This window comes from Candidatus Poriferisocius sp. (genome assembly GCF_965202595.1).
GTDB lineage: Bacteria > Actinomycetota > Acidimicrobiia > Acidimicrobiales > Bin134 > Poriferisocius.
Map to the genome: position 1 here is coordinate 2,705,451 of NZ_OZ241836.1, position 16,034 is coordinate 2,721,484.

Genomic DNA, 16,034 nt, shown 5'->3' on the forward strand with positions numbered 1-16,034 from the left:
GTTGGTTAGCCTTTCGGTTGGTTAGGAGCCGGGGCATCCGGTGAGCCGCGGAACTTGCTTTGCGATTCGCTCAGTGCTTTGCGCAGTTCAACCAGCACTTTGTCAAGGTTCTTCCTGGCGTTCTGATCGGTTGAGCCCTTGCCCTTACCGGAACGGGTCAGGATCCAGATTTGCCCCGTATGTTCGCTGAGCCCGGCCTTCGACCCGATTGGTGTGCGCTGGATGGCCACGATCACCGCTCCATCATCAAGGCTCACCGGCAAACAATCCGACCTTTCGGACGACGGCGAGACCGCAAGCAGCGAGTCGGCACCCATGTCTTTGGGAATTGCCCTGGCCCTGCCCCCACCCAGAAGGTCTCGCGGGCTCCACCAGCGCAACGTGGTGCGAATCTCAAGCCCAGCGGCATGAAGCTTTGATCGCCGGCCACTGAGCGGGTATTTGTTGTCGGCCACCGCAGCAGCCAGATCAAAGCCAGCCAACTCCAAGCGACTGCCGGAGGCGACCTTTGCTTTGATGCCCTGGTGCGCCACACGATACTGCCCCGGCCGAGCCGGACGGCTAACCCGCCGACCCACCAGCCACAAGATAAGCCAAACAATGATGAGCCCAGCAAGTATAAGCAAAAGGGTAACAAGCAAAGCCAAAGGAGTATCAGGCCGCGCCCGCAACGCTATAGTAATTTTTCCAGATTCCTGGTCCTCATATGTTGTATTACCGCTCGGGGACTTCCATGTTGCAGTGATAGTGAAATCTGAATTGATGTCGTAGCGCCGGTTTGCAAGAGGATCGGTAGTTTCGATAATAATCCGGTGTTCATCATCATCAGGAACAAGCTCAATATCTTCAACCATCTGCCAATCAATGTCATCAACATCACCCTTCACACTGTAGGTGACTGGGCCCGCCAAGGGATGTGGCAAAAGTGTACAGCCAGTATCCACAACCAGCGGCCCGGAGGGCACTTCGGCAGAAGAGTTAATAAGTTTCGGATCTTCGTTACACTTCAGTAATTCCTGAGGCTGTGGAATATCCGGGATTTTCACCACTACTTCTTGTGGTTCGGGAATGTTGTCCGACTCAGTATCTTGCTTTGACCAGGTTACTTTTACATTAAAATTGGCCGGAAGCGGCAGCAATTCCACTGGAACTACATCTAGTATGGCATCAATGTCAAAAGACTCACCTCCGGGTTCGACATGTAGAGAGAGTCCCTTCCTTCCCTCTTCATGTTCACCCTCGCGAGTTAGTTGCCACTGCAAATTTTGCGTTGCCTCAGTAATATGAACCTCTAGCTTGCCTTCCGGGGGTGGAAATATCGTACATACTCCTCGTGCCACAGCTCTAATGTCCAAGCCTTGTTTTTCAAGTTCAACATCAATTGAATCCCAACAGTCTGCTTCGGGTGAGTACTCCCCACCAGCTAGTACTCGGATGCTGATATCCTTGATTGGCTGTTTTGCTAAGACCTCTCCACCTGGTTCGTACCAAGTCAAAATAACAGTGAGATCGTCGGTAAATTGCTCGGGTAAACCATCGATGATCGTTCTAGGTTCCTTTGAACTGGTACCAAGAATTATGGAATCATCACTGCTCTCAAGAACAATGGAGTCATCACTTGGAGTTTGACCGTCACGTGTAGTATCCCAAGAAAGTTTGTTTTCTTGTGAGGGTTGGAACGTGATCACATAATTCCCTGCGCGTGCAGGTGGGGGTTCTATTTCACACAAGCGACTTGCTACCACCTTATAGTTCGAACCTGTTGTCCTCCTTGCCCGCTGAGAAGATACACAATCAAACGATTTGTCAATCCAGTACTTTTCGCGGTCGGGAGCATAAAAGGTAACCTCCAATGGCTGCGGGACCTCAGGTGGCTGGTCTGGCCACTCAGGTTGCGGACCTGGAGTCCAAAGCAATTTGATCTCAACCGTAGCTTCAAAGTCGCCAAAAGCCTGGTCTCTCGGCAACTCCCTTGACACAATATCAAAACTAAATGCTGAGTCCCCAGCTTCAAGTCGGAAGTCAGGCTCAGGATTTGTCCCGTTGTCAATGAACCACTCCACGCCAGAGGCCTCATTCATACCGGTAAGGGTTAGGGTTGCAAATCCATCACGGGGAGGTGTGACCTCACACAGCTTCTTTCCCGATTGATCCGTAACCCTCAAATGGTGTGGCCATTCATCAGTTAACTCAACTTCGTTGGAACTTGGCTCGGTCGCACAGCTCACGTGGGGCCCACGCAAGCCTAACTCAATTTTCCTAATTGCATCCTCCAACTCATCGGTGAGTTTGCTGATGTTATCAAAATCAATAACCTTGCCAGCTTGATTTTCTGACCAAGATTCACACCCAGAAGCTGCAGAAATACCGTCAAGTAATGGTGAACTGTCATGACCAGTCAGGGCCAAAAATGACTGCTTAGAAGCATCTAATAGTTCATTCTGGTGAGGATCACCTGCTCTTTGAATAAAGCCGGATTTTGCAAGCACAGCTACATAAGTTGAAACCCCAAGTTGATCCATGTGATACCGGTAGCCATTTGTACTACTACTGCACAAGTTTGACAAAAAATCTGAAACTCTTTTTTCTGCTTCTGCCTCTTTAGTTTTATCACCGCTATTTTCTCCCACCACGGTGCCAAAAGGATCCATAATCCCATCGGTGAAAAACACAAGAATGCGGCAAGCCGGATCAGGGTTTCTATCTTGTGACTTCTTAAACTGCTCCAGCGCTAGTTCAATTGCCGGGCCGTAGTCGGTGTGTACTTCAGTTTTGAGTGCCTCTTCTATCTTTGTATTTGATGGATGATTGGAACTGACAGGCCCAAACTCGGCAACGACCTTGGGAGGGTTAGGCTCTGCACTAAAAACAACTAGAGACACATCAATGTCAAATGAGGAGCCATCTTGCGATAGCCGCTCCTGAAGTTCTGTGAGTTGTTTTCGGGTAGCCTGGAGTGCTTTACGGCGCTCTTCACCCTGGGGATCCTCAGTCTCAAGTGACTTGGAGCGATCCATCACCAGTACGATTTCGGCGCGCTCAATCGAGTCTCCGTTTTGACGGCACGGTGCCCAATCGTCTTGGTTTGCTTCTGCCTGTGAGCCTTGTTGGGCATGCACTGACGCTGTGGTTGCGATTGTGGGCAATCCCGCGGCGAGTACCAGAAGAGCCCACGACAAGGCAAGAGTTCGGCGGCGCATCAGCCGGCCTGCCAGCGGGTTATTTCCTGGGCCAGGAACCAGAGATGGGCAACCCCAACCACCCAACCGACGATTGCCATCACAAATGTGGTTGGTTGGCTGGGTAGGAACCGCCAATCCCCGAACTTTCCTTTATTTGACCGCTGCTCGCTGGTTACCAGAAAGCCGATCAGCAGGAGGGGACTCGCCAGGATCCCAAACAGCGCACCGATGACGTTACCCGTGACCCCCCAAACCCAAAGAAGGCCTGCTGCGCCCAGCATCGCAGCTCCGACCAAGAGCGCAAGAACTAACGGAGGCCGTTCCGCAGTTCCTTTCGGCCTGGCCCCGGGGGAGGGAAGGCTCCACCGGTGATCGCGACAGGTCGGCCATGATGGTCGATCAGAAACATTGGCGAATCACCGGTGGAGGTGTTCCAGTATGGCACAGAGGTTGTGTGCGGGCGAGCGTGCCCGCATCGAGACTATGGTTGGGATGGGGGTGGGGACAGCTGAGATGGCCCGCCGGTTGGGCAGGAGCCGCTCCGCGGTGTGGCGGGAGTTGCGGCGCAACGGGGGTGGTTCGGTGTATCGGGCCGATGCGGCCCAAGCCGTTGCCGATGTGCGGGCTTTGAGGCCTCGCCCATCCAAGTTGGCCACAGATCCGGTGTTGGCCGACGCGGTGGCCGAGTTGTTGGCGCTTCGTTGGTCCCCTCATGCGATCTCAGAATCTCTCCGCAAACAAGGGCTGCGGGTGTGCGCAGAAACCATCTACCGGGCGTGTTACGACCCCAGCGGACGCAGCGGCCTAGCAGCCGATAGCTGGAAACTGCTGGTGCGCCGTCGCCGGCGGCGCAAACCCCGAAGCCGTTGTGAGCAGGCGAAACGCTCCGTGCTGGGTGATTTCCGGCCCATAGCGCAGCGCCCCGCAATAGTCGACACCCGAGCCGAGGCGGGCCACTGGGAAGGTGATCTGATAATCGGTGCGAACAACCAATCAGCCGTAGCCACCCTGGTGGAGCGCACCAGCCGCCACACCCTGGTAGTGCCTTTATGTGATGGTTACGACGCCCGAAACACCGCCAAAGCCGTCACCGCCGCACTCAAACGCCAACCCGCCGAAATGGTCAAAACCCTGACCTGGGACCAAGGAACAGAAATGGCCAAATGGGCCGACATCGAAAAAACCCTCAACATACAGGTCTATTTCTGCGAACCCCGATCCCCCTGGCAACGACCCACCAACGAACAAAACAACGCCACACTCAGACGCTGGCTACCCAAAAGCACCAACCTCAACATCGGCCCGGTACGCCTCGCCATCATCGAAGACCTCATCAACACCATGCCCCGCAGAATCCACCAATGGCAACCCGCCCAAACCATCTACACTAAACTCTGTCGCGATCACCAATAGAGCCTACCGAGCCTGCCGCCCTCGGCCGAGCTTGCCCACCTCTAGGTGGGGGTGGTGGAGATTTCTGGGGTCTCCGGGGCGGCGGGGCCGGGCTATTGCTCACCGGCCGCGAGCTGGTCGGAGCAGGTCGGGGGGGGGGGGGGGGTGCTCATAGCCTTGGCCTCACAACCAAGTACCCCAAAATCACAATGTGCCGCATGAGCCGGGAACCATAACAACAATCTTCCGATGACTGCAAAAAGTCTCGTGGAGGGTTTACCCCTGCTTCAGGCACCCCCATGCCGGGCAATGGTTCAGCTATCCGAACGGTGCCGGTGGATGTGTACCGAAACGGCGTAATTGCCGCCGTTCCAAGGGGCACGTTCCCAGGTCGAGAACCGCTGCTTCAAAGTTAGCTCGGCGGCGGTGCAATCCGTGTCATATTGATCCAGCCCGTAGCCCCCGGTCCGCAGTTGGAAACCGGCTACCAGGGCTCCTCCCGGCGACAGGTGAGCCGCACACCGGGCCACCACCGCGGCCTCGGTACCCGGCACGGTGAACAGCAGCACATTACCGGCCATCACCACGGCATCGAACCCCTCGCCCAGGTCGAAAGTAGACAGATCGAGTTGGTACCACACCAGTTGGAGCGCTTTGGCTCGAGCCTGCGCGATCATCTCGGTGTCGATGTCCACCCCAACCACCTGGTAGCCACGGCGGGCCAGCTCGATGGCCACCCGTCCTGTCCCACACCCCGCATCCAGCACCCGACCGGAACCACCCAGCAACTGGTCCACGAAATCAGCCTCCCCGTGGGGGTTGTGCCCATCGGCCGCCAGTTGCTCCCATCGAGCATCGTAATCCCGCCCCGACATCCGGCCACCCCACATGGATCCCACCCCCAGAGCATGTCACACCTGGTCGGTATCCTGGGTTCGTGCCCTTCCCACCACAGCTACAGGACAGAGACTGTCCCCGCGGGTGCGCTTCAACCTGGACCCAGCAACCCTTAGATGCCGTCGGTGCCCTTTACTTTCATCCCCGCGGGTGCGCTTCAACCTGGACCCAGCAACCCTTAGATGCCGTCGGTGCCCTTTACTTTCATCCCCGCGGGTGCGCTTCAACCTGGACCCAGCAACCCGTCGGTGCCGGGCTGCGGGTCATGCCGGCCCCAGGGTTTGGCGTGCCTGTGTTTCGAGGTGGTCGAGGCTTGCCTGCCAGCAGGCCGTCGTGCGGGTCGGGCGGAAACCCATGGCGGTATTGATGGCCAGCATTTGGGCGTTGCTCACCGCGTTTCCGGTTTGCAGGGCCGTGACTTCGGGCTCGGTTGCCCGCAGCCGCTGCCACATGGCCGCCTTCATCCAGCGGCCGATGCGCCGACCCCGGTAGTCCGGTAGCACCACGGTGTTCCACTGCCACGAGCAGTCGGGCCGGTGCCGGTTGACCAAAACCTCGGTGGCACCGGCGACGCCGGTGCCGGGCACTGCTGCGAGGATCCCCTGGTATTCGAGCCCGAGGGCGGCGCGGGCCTCGATCTCGGTGCGCATCATGGCCGCGTTCACGATGGTGTCCGCCATGTCGAGATCGTCAGTGGGGGCATCGTTCATGGCGTTTACCGCGGCCACCAGCATGCCCATCCACTCCTCGGGGCACTCACGGTGCCAGTGCAGCAGCTCGACATCGGGCGGTGCCGCATTGATCCACTCCTGCATCAGTGCGGAATCGACATCGGCCAAGCGCAGGCACGACTCCTGCTCGGTATAGCGCAACTCAGCGCCGAGGCCGGTCCAGGAAGCGTCATTAGCCGGGGTGTGGTCGCCCATGGCGATCACCGAGGTGCGCCCTGCGCCGCGGGCCCGCTCCAGAAGTTGCACCAGCACTGCTGTCGACCCCGGTACGTCTGCGGGCGTAATCTCCATCGTCGCCAATGCTGCGTTGGCCGGGTCGCTGGTCAGCTCCAGATGACCCATGGCGACCGCCGTGGCACCCTGAAGGGCGACGATCCGCTGGTGGTGGGCAAAATTGGTGGCATCGTCGTTGAAGAGGGCCCGCAACTCGGCGGCCCCAGTCACGGCGAAGCCCGGATCGCGCTCCCGGTCGAGCCGCTGCTGGAGCTCCAGCGCAGCCGCAAAATCCTCGGAATCGAGCAGTCTGGCATCAACCACCCGCGCGCTGGCACCACCCCACGTGGATCCCACCTCCAGAGCATGTCACACCTGGTCGGTATCCTGAGCTCGTGCCCTCCCCGACGCAGCTACAGGACAGAGACTGCCCCAGCGGGTACGCCACAACCAGCCACGATTTCCACCCGGCGGTGCATACCTGGTTCCAGCAGCGATTCCCGGCCGGGCCAACCGAGGCCCAAGCCCAGGGGTGGCCGGCCATCGCCGCGGGCCGGAACACGCTGATCGCCGCCCCCACCGGGTCGGGCAAGACCCTGGCCGGGTTCCTCATCGCCATCGACGATCTCTACCAGCGCCACACCAGCGGCGAAACGGTGATCGGGGCCAGCCAAGTGGTGTACGTGTCACCCCTCAAGGCTTTGGCCGGCGACATCGCTGAGAACCTCCAGCGCCCCCTGGATGAGATCGCAAGAACCGCCCGCGAGCTCGGCTTCGACCCCCCGCCGCTCACCGTGGCCGTCCGCACCGGCGACACTCCGGCCCACACCCGGGTCGCCATGATCAAAAAACCGGCCAACTTCGTGGTCACCACCCCCGAGTCGCTCTACCTGCTGGTAACCGCGGCCCGCAGCCGGGAGATGCTTCGCACCGTGAAGACGGTGATCGTCGACGAGATCCACGCCACCGCCCGCGACAAGAGAGGCAGCCACCTGGCCCTCACCCTCGAACGCCTGGAGCACGTGACCCTCACCCGTCCCATCCGCATCGGCCTGTCGGCCACCCAGCATCCCATCACCACCATTGCCGACCTTTTGACCGGCATTGGCCCCACCGATTGCGCCATCATCAACACCGGTCACCAACGCCAGCTCGACATCGGGCTGGAGCTGATCGACGACGAGCTGGAGGCGGTCACATCCCACGCCCAGATGGACCGGATCCTCGACCGCATGGCCGAGCTCATCGGCCACCACCGCACCACCATCGTGTTCGTCAACACACGCCGACTCTCCGAGCGTCTGGCCCATCAACTGGCCGAGCGCCTGGGTGAGGACGAGGTAGCCGCCCACCACGGTTCGCTGTCCACCGAACGCCGCCTCCTCACCGAGCACCGCCTCCGGGCCGGTCAACTCAAGGCCCTGGTGGCCACCGCCTCGCTGGAGTTGGGTATCGACATCGGGCCCGTCGAGCTGGTCTGCCAGGTGGGCTCCCCCCGCAGCATCGCCACCTTCCTCCAGCGGGTGGGCCGCGCCAACCACAGCCGCCACGGCATCCCCAAGGGCCGCCTCTGGCCCCTTACCCGGGATGAGCTCATCGAGTCCCTCGCCCTGATCAACTCGGTCAACCAGAACCTGCTCGATGCCATTCACCCCCCGGAGGCCCCGCTCGACATCCTGGTACAGCAGCTCATCGCCGAAGCCGCCGCCGACGACGGCCATACCGTTGACGGCCTCTACCGGATGTTCACCAGAGCCGCCCCCTACACCCGCCTTACCAGGGCGCAGTTCGACGAGGCCGTGAACCAGGCCGCCCGGGGGGTGAACACCGGCCGGGGGCCGAGAGGCGCTTACCTGCATTACGACTCCATAAACCAGGAGGTGCGGGGCCGGCGGGGGGCCCGGCTGGCCGCCCTCACCTCCGGCGGTGCCATCGGTGAGAACGGCGACTACCGGGTGCTGGCCGAACCCGACGACACCTTCATCGGGACCGTGAACGAGGACTGGGCGGTGGAGTCGATGGCCGGCGACATCTTCCTGCTCGGCTCCCACTCCTGGCGCATCAAGCAGGTGGCAGCGGGGGTCGTGCGAGTGGTCGACGCCGGCGATGCCCCTCCCACCGTCCCCTTCTGGCTCGGCGAGGCCCCGGCCCGAACCGCCGAGCTGTCCCAGCAGGTGTCCCACCTCCGTAACCACATATGCGGGCTCCTTCCCGGCGGCCCGGATGCCGACTCCCTCGATGATGCCGTGCTGGCCCGAGCCGCCCAGCAACTAGCCCGAACCACCAACGCCCCCGGGGCCGCTGCCGAGCAGGCCGTGACCTACATTGCCGCGGCCCGGACATCCCTCGGGGTGGTGCCCACCCAGCAGGACATCGTGTTCGAGCGCTTCTTCGACGACACCGGTGGCCAGCAGCTCGTAATTCACTGCCCCTTCGGTGGCCGCATCAACCGGGCTTTTGGCCTCGCGCTCCGCAAGCGGTTCTGCCGCCGTTTCGACTTCGAACTCCAGGCCGCGGCCAACGACAACGCCATCATCCTGTCCCTCGGCCCCCACCACAGCTTCCCCCTGAGCGATGTCCCCGCTTTCCTGCACCCCGACTCGGTGAAAGAAACCCTGGAGCAAGCAGTGCTGGACTCGCCCATGTTCACCGCCCGCTGGCGCTGGAACCTCAACCGAGCGCTGGTGGTGCTCCGCAGCCGGGGAGGCCGCCGCAACCCGCCCCCCATCCAGCGCATGGAGGCCGACGACATCATGGCTGCGGTGTTCCCCCAGGCCGCCGCCTGCCAGGAGAACGTGACCGGCCCCATCCAGATCCCCGATCATCTTCTGGTTCGCCAGACCCTTCATGACACCCTCCACGAGGCCCTCGACGTTGCTGGTCTCCAAGAGCTGCTCGCCGACATCCGCTCCGGCAGGGTGAGAACCCACTTCCGGGACACCACCGAACCCTCCCCCCTGAGCCACGAAATCCTCAACGCCCGCCCCTACGCCTTCCTCGACGATGCCGAGCTGGCCGACCGGCGCACCAACGCGGTCGCCCTCCCCCGGGGGATACGCACCCAGCAGGGCCAATCCCTTGATCTGGGTGGTATCACCCCCGATGTGGTTGCCCAGGTAGTGGAAGAAGCCGCCCCCGACCCCCGCAACCCCGACGAGCTCCACGACATCCTCACCTCGTTGATCGTCACCCGACCCAACCCCGAGTGGCTGGATCTCTATACCCATCTGGAATCCCGGGGCCGGGCCCGCACCCTGACCGCCGCCGGCGACGATCGGCTCTGGGCCACCACCGAACTGGCCGGCGACGACTCGCTCTGGGCCACCACCGAACTGGCCGGCACCGCCCTTTGTCCCGACTCGGCCACCGACATCGTCCGCGGCCACCTGGCCACCATGGGACCCACCACCCCCGACCAACTGGTTTGTCGAACCACCCTGGCGACCTCGACCGTCCGACAAGCGCTGACCACCCTGGAGCAGGAAGGCACCGCCATGCGGAGCGACCAACTCCCCGATGCCGGCCCCGACACCTGGTGCGCCCGCCGCCTGCTTTTGCGCATGTCCCACCTCAGCCGAACCCGAAAGCGGGCCTCGGTGCAGCCCGCCAGCCTCCAGGACTTCATGCGCTTCTTGCTCGATTGGCACCACGTGACCCCAGACACGACAGTCCGGGGCCGCCCCGGCCTCACCCGGATCATCGAGCAGCTTCAGGGTCTGGACCTGCCCGCCGGGGCCTGGGAATCCCGGATCATCGCCAAGCGCCTCCCCGACTACCAACCCCTCTGGCTCGATGAACTCTGCTACCGCGGCGAGCTGGCCTGGCTCCGCCTCAACCCGCCGACCAGCCCCGTCAGGGCCAACTCGATGGCTCCCCGCAAGGCCACCCCCATCACCCTGGCCTTCCGATCCGATCTCCCCTGGCTCCTGGCCGCCGCCCGCAATCATGCTCCCGAAGTCCCCGAGGCCGGTGCCGTCCAGGAAATAGCCGGCATCCTTGCCGATCGGGGGGCCAGCTTCCTGCCCGACCTGGTCGCCGCCACCCACCGATTGCCCGACGACATCGAGAGAGCCCTGTGGAATGGGGTCGCTCTCGGCTTGTTCACCGCCGACGGGTTCGCCGCGGTTCGCGCCCTGCTGAATCGCACCGGACGCCGTTCCGGGCACCACCGCTTGGGCCCCAACCCCCGGTTTAGATCGCGACGTGGATTCCGCACCGCTACCGACCTCATCGCTCCCGGCCGGTGGTCGCTGGTGGATCGCAGCGAACAGCTCTGCCCCGACGACCCGCGAACCAGGGTGCCGGTGTCGAGGTCGCTGGTGGACCGCAGCGAACAATTCTGCCCCGACGACCTGGCCGAGGCTGTAGCTCGGCAATTGCTGGCCTGTTGGGGCATCGTGTTTCGCGATCTGGCTCACCACCCCGCCGCGCCCGCCGTGGTGGGGTGGCGAGACGTTCTGAAGGCCCTGCGTCGCTTCGAGGATCGGGGGCTGGTGCGAGGAGGTCGCTTCGTCACCGGCATCAGCGGCGAGCAGTTCGCCATCCCCGACGCCGCCGAGCAGCTCCAAGCCGTCCGCCGCCGTCCCCGTACCGGCCGGGCCATCACCGTCTCCGCCTGCGACCCCCTGAACCTCACCGGCATCCTCCTCGACACCCCCCGCATACCGGCCATGGCCGGCAACACCATCACTTACCGAGACGGAGTTCCCAGCTCCGATCCTTAGGGTCGAAAGGATCGGGAACTGCTACCGGCGGTTCAACCCCCCACGACCAACCACCGATTTTATCTGGGCCGTCCCTCTCCGGTCGGCACCGCCCGCTCACATCCCACGAGCCATGTTGGCGAAGCGGGTGTGATTCTTGATGAAGGCGAGCCGGGCCACGCCGGTGGGACCGGTACGGTGCTTGGCCACCAGCACCTCGGCGGTGCCGGCATCCTTGGTCTCGGGTTTGTAGATCTCCTCCCGGTACAGGAACATCACGATGTCGGCATCCTGCTCGATGGAACCCGACTCCCGCAGATCGGCAAGGATGGGCCTCTTGTCCCCACGCGTTTCCAGGCTTCGCGACAACTGGGACAGGGCCACGACCGGGCATTCCAGCTCCCGGGCCAGGATCTTGAGCCCCCGGCTGATCTCGGAAACCTCCACCTGGCGATTCTCAGCGGTACGGCGACCGGTCATGAGCTGGAGGTAATCCACGATGATCATGCCCAGATCACCGGTCTGGCTGCGCAACCGCCGGGACTTGCCCCTGATCTCCATGATGGTCACCGCGGGGTTGTCATCGATCCAGATGGGCGCTTCGGCGAGATGGCCCAAGGCGTTGCTGATACCGATCCAATCCTGGTCGGTGAGCTTGCCGGTGCGCACCCGGGAGGCATCCACTCGGGCTTCGGCGCAAAGGATCCGCTGGCTGATCTCCAACTGGCTCATCTCCAGCGAGAAGATCAGCACCGGCTTTCCGGCTCGGATGGCGGCGTGGGCAGCCATGCCCAACGCGAAGCTGGTCTTGCCCACCGAGGGCCGAGCCCCCACCACCACCAGGGTGCTGGGTTGCAACCCGCTGGTGATCTCGTCCAGGTCCTTGTAGCCCGTGGGGGTACCGGTGATGACATCGCCCTGCTCATAGAGCTTCTCTATGCGTTCCAGGTTGGCGGGCAACAGTTCGGCCAGGCTGGCCGTGGTGTCGTCCATGCGATCTGCCGCCAACCGGTACACCATCGCCTCGGCCGAGTCCACCGTCTTGGTCACATCATCGGAACCCTCGTAGCCCAGATCGACGATCTCCCCACCGACCTCGATCAGCTTCCGCAGCACCGCCGCCTCGTGCACGATGTTGGCGTATTTGGCCGCGTTGGCCGATGCCGGGGTGCCGGTCTGGAGCTTCACCAGGGTGGCGTTGCCCCCCACTTTGTCGGCCAGGCCCAGCCGGTTCAGCTCGGCAGCCACCGTCACTGCATCGGCCGGCTCTCCCTTGGAGTACAAGGAGCACACCGCCTCGTACACATGGGCGTGCGCGGGCCGATAGAAGTGCTCGGGGCGAATCAGGTTAACCGCGTCGGCAATGGCATCACGGCTCAGCAGCATCGCCCCCAGCAGCGCCTCCTCGGCCTCCAGGTCATGAGGGGGCACACGCCCCGAACGTCCTGGCGACCCCGCCGGGGAGCGGTGGGTATCCGGGTAGCCGGAGGGATCGCTCACCGTCGCGCCCCTTTCGTCCCCGGGCCCAGGGCTACCACCGAGTTGACCGGCGCTGGCCCAGAGCGTCCAGAGGCCCCTTTCGTCCCCGGGCCCAGGGCTACCACCGAGTTGACCGACTCCGAGTTGTCCGGTTGAGTGTCCACGGTGGCCCACTCTTGTTGCTGAGAGCTGTGTGACGCTAGGGGAAATATCGTGGAAAAACTGTATTCACCTGGGGATTTGCCGGTCACCACCAGACCGCGATCACTCTGCGGCAATCACCTCCACCCTGATGGGAAACTCCACCTCAGGATGGGGCTTGGCCGTCACCGTATGGCTACCGAGCTCTTTGATCCCCTCGGACGAGAGGGCTTTGCGTTCCAGCATGATGTTGGCCTGCTCGGCCACGGCCCGGACGATGTCAGCGGTGGTCACCGAGCCGAACAGCTTGCCCTCCGCTCCGGCCCGAGCCGCGATGTGGATGGGAGTGGCCACCAGCCGGCTGGCCATCTCCTGGGCTTCGGCCAACTCCTTGGCATCCCGCAACTCGCGTGAGCGACGCATGCGCTCCGCCTGGCGTTCCGCTCCGGCCGAGGACTTGAACGCCTTGCCGGCCGGGATCAAGAAGTTGCGGGCGTAGCCATCGGCCACCTCCACCACATCACCCTTCTTGCCCAATTCATTCACGTTGTCGCGCAGAACCACCTTCATGATGCCACCTCCGGGGTGGGCTCATCCTCGGCCTCGCCCGCCGACTCCGGAAGCGCCGCATCCGGGACGACCTCATCCTCGCTCACCAATCCTGGAACCGCCGCATCCGGGACGACCTCGGCCTCGGCCCCCAACTCCGGAGCCGCCGCATCGGGGACAACCTCGGCCCCCAACTCCGGAACCGCCGCATCGGGGACAACCTCGGCCCCCAACTCCGGAACCGCCGCATCGGGGACAACCTCGGCCCCCAACTCCGGAACCGGCACATCCGGGGTGAGCGCCTCGCTGGTGGGGTCATCGACCACCGGAGTTTCCGGGTCGTCGCCGTCCACCCCCGCCGGGGTTCGTATGCCGGGAGGCGGAGCCGTGGGCTGGGGCGCGGGCCCGTCGACACGGTTGTCGTCACGGGTCCGAGACGAGCTGCGCTGGGTGGTTATCCGGTTGTTGTAGGGCAAAAGTGCCATCTCCCGGGCGTTCTTGATGGCCCGGGCTATCTCCGTCTGCTGCTGCTGATTGTTGCCGGTCACCTGCCGGGCCCGGATCTTGGCCCGGTCCGACATGAACCGGCGCAGCAGGTTGATGTCCTTCCAGTCCACATAACCGATGCTCTCCTGGGTCAGGACGCTGACCTTCTTCTTGCGGCGCCGGTTGACGTCCTTGGCCTTCGCCTTCTTGAGCTGCTTGGCCATCAGAACGGCTCCTCATCGGGATAGGGCTCCGGCTGTGAGTTGCGGGGGCTGCCACGGCCACCGCCCGGGTTTGCGGGAAGATCTCTTCGGCTGGATCCCCCACCGTCCTGGTAACGGCCCCCGTCCCGCCGCTCGTTCTTGGTCACCTCGACGGTGGCCCACCGCAGGCTGGGCGAGACCTCATCAGCGACGATCTCCACCTTGCTGCGGCGCTCACCGTCCGGGGTCTCCCAGGATCGTTGCTCCAACCGCCCGCTCACGATCACCCGAGTACCCTTGAACAAGCTCTCACTGACGTTTTCGGCCAGATTATTCCAGCAGGTCACATCGAAGAACGACACCTGCTCTTCCATCTCGTTGGTCTGACGGTTCTGCCAGCGCCGGTTCCAGGCCAGCCCGAATGTGGTGACGGCACTGCCGCTGGCAGTGAACCGAAGCTCCGGATCCCTGGTCATGTTCCCGGTGACGGTCACCGTGTTGTCAAATGCCATTTTGTGTTTCCTTTTTCTCTTTGAGTTACCCGACCGGAGCCGGGGGGTTATCGCCTTCCAGCAGGCCGCGCCGGGCGGCCTCCCTGTCGGGCAGACGGATCAGCTTGTGGCGGATCACATCATCCGCAAGTCGAAGGAGACGTTGCAGATCACCCATGTCGCGCGTCTCGGTCACGAACTCGAGAACCAGATAGTAGCCCTCGTGTTGATGGTTGATCTCATAGGCAAAGCGACGCTTGCCCCACCGGTCCTCGGACATCACCTGGCCCCCGCGAGCGGCGATGTTATCCGTAACCTGCTGGACCCGGGCACCCACATCGGATTCCCCCACGTCCGCGTCCATGATGATCATCAGCTCGTATGCTCGCATGGCGAGCCTCACCTCCCTATGGTCCCGGCAACCAGCCGGAGCCCCGCTCGAGGGGCAGGGTCCAGTTGTCCGGGTAACTCTACCCGATGGTCTCGAGGTCCACTTCATCAACCCCATTATCCATAGGGGTGCGACAGTTACCGGTACCGGACCCGGATTGTCCCGGGCTACGCACAACTACCCCAAGTGTGTACCCCAAGTATGCGACAGGTACCCGGGAGGGCGGTCATACCCGATGGCCATACAGACCCAACGCCATATCCTCCTCGCCGGGATTCATCTCGTAGCTCTCCCCCGGGCCGGGAAAGGCCCCGGATCGCACATCGGCGGCGAACCGGGCCAGGGCCCCCACCCCGTCGGAGTGCATCGAGGCATAGCGACGCACGAACCGGGGGAGCACACGGGTCTCCAGGCCCAACACATCATGGAACACCAGAACCTGGCCGTCGCAGCCGTCACCGGCACCGATACCGATGGTGGGCACATCCACCGCCTCGGTGATCATCCGGCCCACGGTGGCCGGCATCCCCTCCAGCACGATGGCGAAGCAGCCGGCGTGGGCCAGCGCCTTGGCATCGGCCACCAACCTCAGCGCGGCCTCACTGCTGCGCCCCTGCACCCGGTAGCCGCCCTGGGCCAGCATCGACTGGGGAGTGAGCCCCAGATGGCCCATCACCGGTACCTGGGCCGACACGATGGCCTCGATCATCGGCACCCGCTCGACACCACCCTCCAGCTTCACCGCCTGGGCTCCGGCCCGAACCAGCCTGGCCGCGTTGGTGACCGTATCGGCCTGCGAAACGTGGTAGCTCATCCACGGCATGTCAACCACCACCATCGCCCGGGGACGGGTGCGAGCCACGGCCGCAGCGTGGTGAGCCATGTCGTCGATGCTCACGCTCATGGTGTTCTCGTGGCCCAGCACCACCATGGCCACCGAGTCGCCCACCAGGATCAGATCGGTACCGGCCTCGTCGGCCATACGAGCGCTGGGAGCGTCGTAGGCAGTGAGCATCACCAGCGGGTCGGCACCCAGGCTTCGCTTGCGCCTGCTGATGCCCGGCGCGTTCAGCTTCGTGCCCATCTTTGTTCTCCTTCCCCGTCCAGCGCACTGGGGCTGCCGGCGGTTCCTGGCACTCTAATCCACTCCCCCCACCCCCGCGCCAACGCCGGCCG

General features: G+C 63.0%; 10 protein-coding genes and 1 pseudogene. 2 read left to right on the forward strand and 9 right to left on the reverse strand.

The window, feature by feature from the left end; translation table 11 throughout:
• Window positions 1–5 precede the first annotated feature (5 nt).
• The gene (locus tag ACOGXC_RS12190; protein ID WP_419918448.1) at window positions 6–3,017 is read right to left on the reverse strand and encodes a vWA domain-containing protein; all 3,012 of its coding nucleotides are present in this window, start codon (window positions 3,015–3,017) and stop codon (window positions 6–8) included.
• A gap of 603 nt (window positions 3,018–3,620) precedes the next feature.
• On the opposite strand from ACOGXC_RS12190, the gene ACOGXC_RS12195 reads away from it, so the two are divergent.
• Window positions 3,621–4,595, forward strand: a complete 975-nt coding sequence (locus ACOGXC_RS12195) for an IS30 family transposase (protein ID WP_419918168.1) — start codon at window positions 3,621–3,623, stop codon at window positions 4,593–4,595.
• A gap of 293 nt (window positions 4,596–4,888) precedes the next feature.
• On the opposite strand, the gene ACOGXC_RS12200 is transcribed toward ACOGXC_RS12195, so the two are convergent.
• Together ACOGXC_RS12200 and ACOGXC_RS12205 are read right to left on the reverse strand one after the other, a co-directional pair.
• Entirely contained in the window at window positions 4,889–5,449 is a 561-nt protein-coding gene (locus ACOGXC_RS12200; protein ID WP_419918449.1) for a class I SAM-dependent methyltransferase, read from the reverse strand.
• Window positions 5,450–5,734: 285 nt separating this feature from the next.
• Window positions 5,735–6,739 (reverse strand): hypothetical protein, encoded by a 1,005-nt coding sequence (locus ACOGXC_RS12205; protein WP_419918450.1) that lies wholly within the window; start codon window positions 6,737–6,739, stop codon window positions 5,735–5,737.
• Between the two features lie 71 nt (window positions 6,740–6,810).
• Between ACOGXC_RS12205 and ACOGXC_RS12210 the strand changes: the two genes are divergently transcribed.
• The gene (locus tag ACOGXC_RS12210; RefSeq protein ID WP_419918451.1) at window positions 6,811–11,139 is read left to right on the forward strand and encodes a DEAD/DEAH box helicase; all 4,329 of its coding nucleotides are present in this window, start codon (window positions 6,811–6,813) and stop codon (window positions 11,137–11,139) included.
• A 96-nt stretch (window positions 11,140–11,235) separates the two neighbouring features.
• Here ACOGXC_RS12210 and dnaB read toward each other — a convergent pair whose 3' ends face one another.
• The 6 genes and pseudogenes from dnaB to panB all read right to left on the reverse strand — a co-directional run bounded on the left by dnaB (window position 11,236) and on the right by panB (window position 15,942).
• A complete protein-coding gene (gene dnaB, locus ACOGXC_RS12215; protein WP_419918452.1) occupies window positions 11,236–12,618 on the reverse strand; it encodes a replicative DNA helicase in 1,383 nt (460 codons plus the stop codon).
• A 243-nt stretch (window positions 12,619–12,861) separates the two neighbouring features.
• Window positions 12,862–13,308, reverse strand: a complete 447-nt coding sequence (rplI, locus tag ACOGXC_RS12220; protein WP_419918453.1) for a 50S ribosomal protein L9 — start codon at window positions 13,306–13,308, stop codon at window positions 12,862–12,864.
• Between the two features lie 440 nt (window positions 13,309–13,748).
• A pseudogene (gene rpsR, locus ACOGXC_RS12225) lies at window positions 13,749–13,997 on the reverse strand (30S ribosomal protein S18); the annotation flags it as partial.
• On the reverse strand, window positions 13,997–14,488 hold the full coding sequence (ssb, locus tag ACOGXC_RS12230; RefSeq protein WP_419918454.1) for a single-stranded DNA-binding protein: 492 nt from the start codon (window positions 14,486–14,488) through the stop codon (window positions 13,997–13,999). The pseudogene rpsR and the gene ssb, both read right to left, overlap by 1 nt.
• Before the next feature lie 25 nt (window positions 14,489–14,513).
• Entirely contained in the window at window positions 14,514–14,870 is a 357-nt protein-coding gene (gene rpsF / locus ACOGXC_RS12235; RefSeq protein WP_419918455.1) for a 30S ribosomal protein S6, read from the reverse strand.
• 214 nt (window positions 14,871–15,084) lie between these two features.
• The gene (panB, locus tag ACOGXC_RS12240; RefSeq protein WP_419918456.1) at window positions 15,085–15,942 is read right to left on the reverse strand and encodes a 3-methyl-2-oxobutanoate hydroxymethyltransferase; all 858 of its coding nucleotides are present in this window, start codon (window positions 15,940–15,942) and stop codon (window positions 15,085–15,087) included.
• Window positions 15,943–16,034 lie beyond the last annotated feature (92 nt).

What these genes read in the sequence shown, in the direction of transcription:
- ACOGXC_RS12190 (WP_419918448.1), bottom strand. Translation starts at nt 3,017, where the DNA reads ATGGATCGCTCCAAGTCACTTGAGACTGAGGATCCCCAGGGTGAAGAG.
- ACOGXC_RS12195 (WP_419918168.1), top strand. Translation starts at nt 3,621, where the DNA reads ATGGCACAGAGGTTGTGTGCGGGCGAGCGTGCCCGCATCGAGACTATG.
- ACOGXC_RS12200 (WP_419918449.1), bottom strand. Translation starts at nt 5,449, where the DNA reads ATGTCGGGGCGGGATTACGATGCTCGATGGGAGCAACTGGCGGCCGAT.
- rplI (WP_419918453.1), bottom strand. Translation starts at nt 13,308, where the DNA reads ATGAAGGTGGTTCTGCGCGACAACGTGAATGAATTGGGCAAGAAGGGT.
- ssb (WP_419918454.1), bottom strand. Translation starts at nt 14,488, where the DNA reads ATGGCATTTGACAACACGGTGACCGTCACCGGGAACATGACCAGGGAT.
- panB (WP_419918456.1), bottom strand. Translation starts at nt 15,942, where the DNA reads ATGGGCACGAAGCTGAACGCGCCGGGCATCAGCAGGCGCAAGCGAAGC.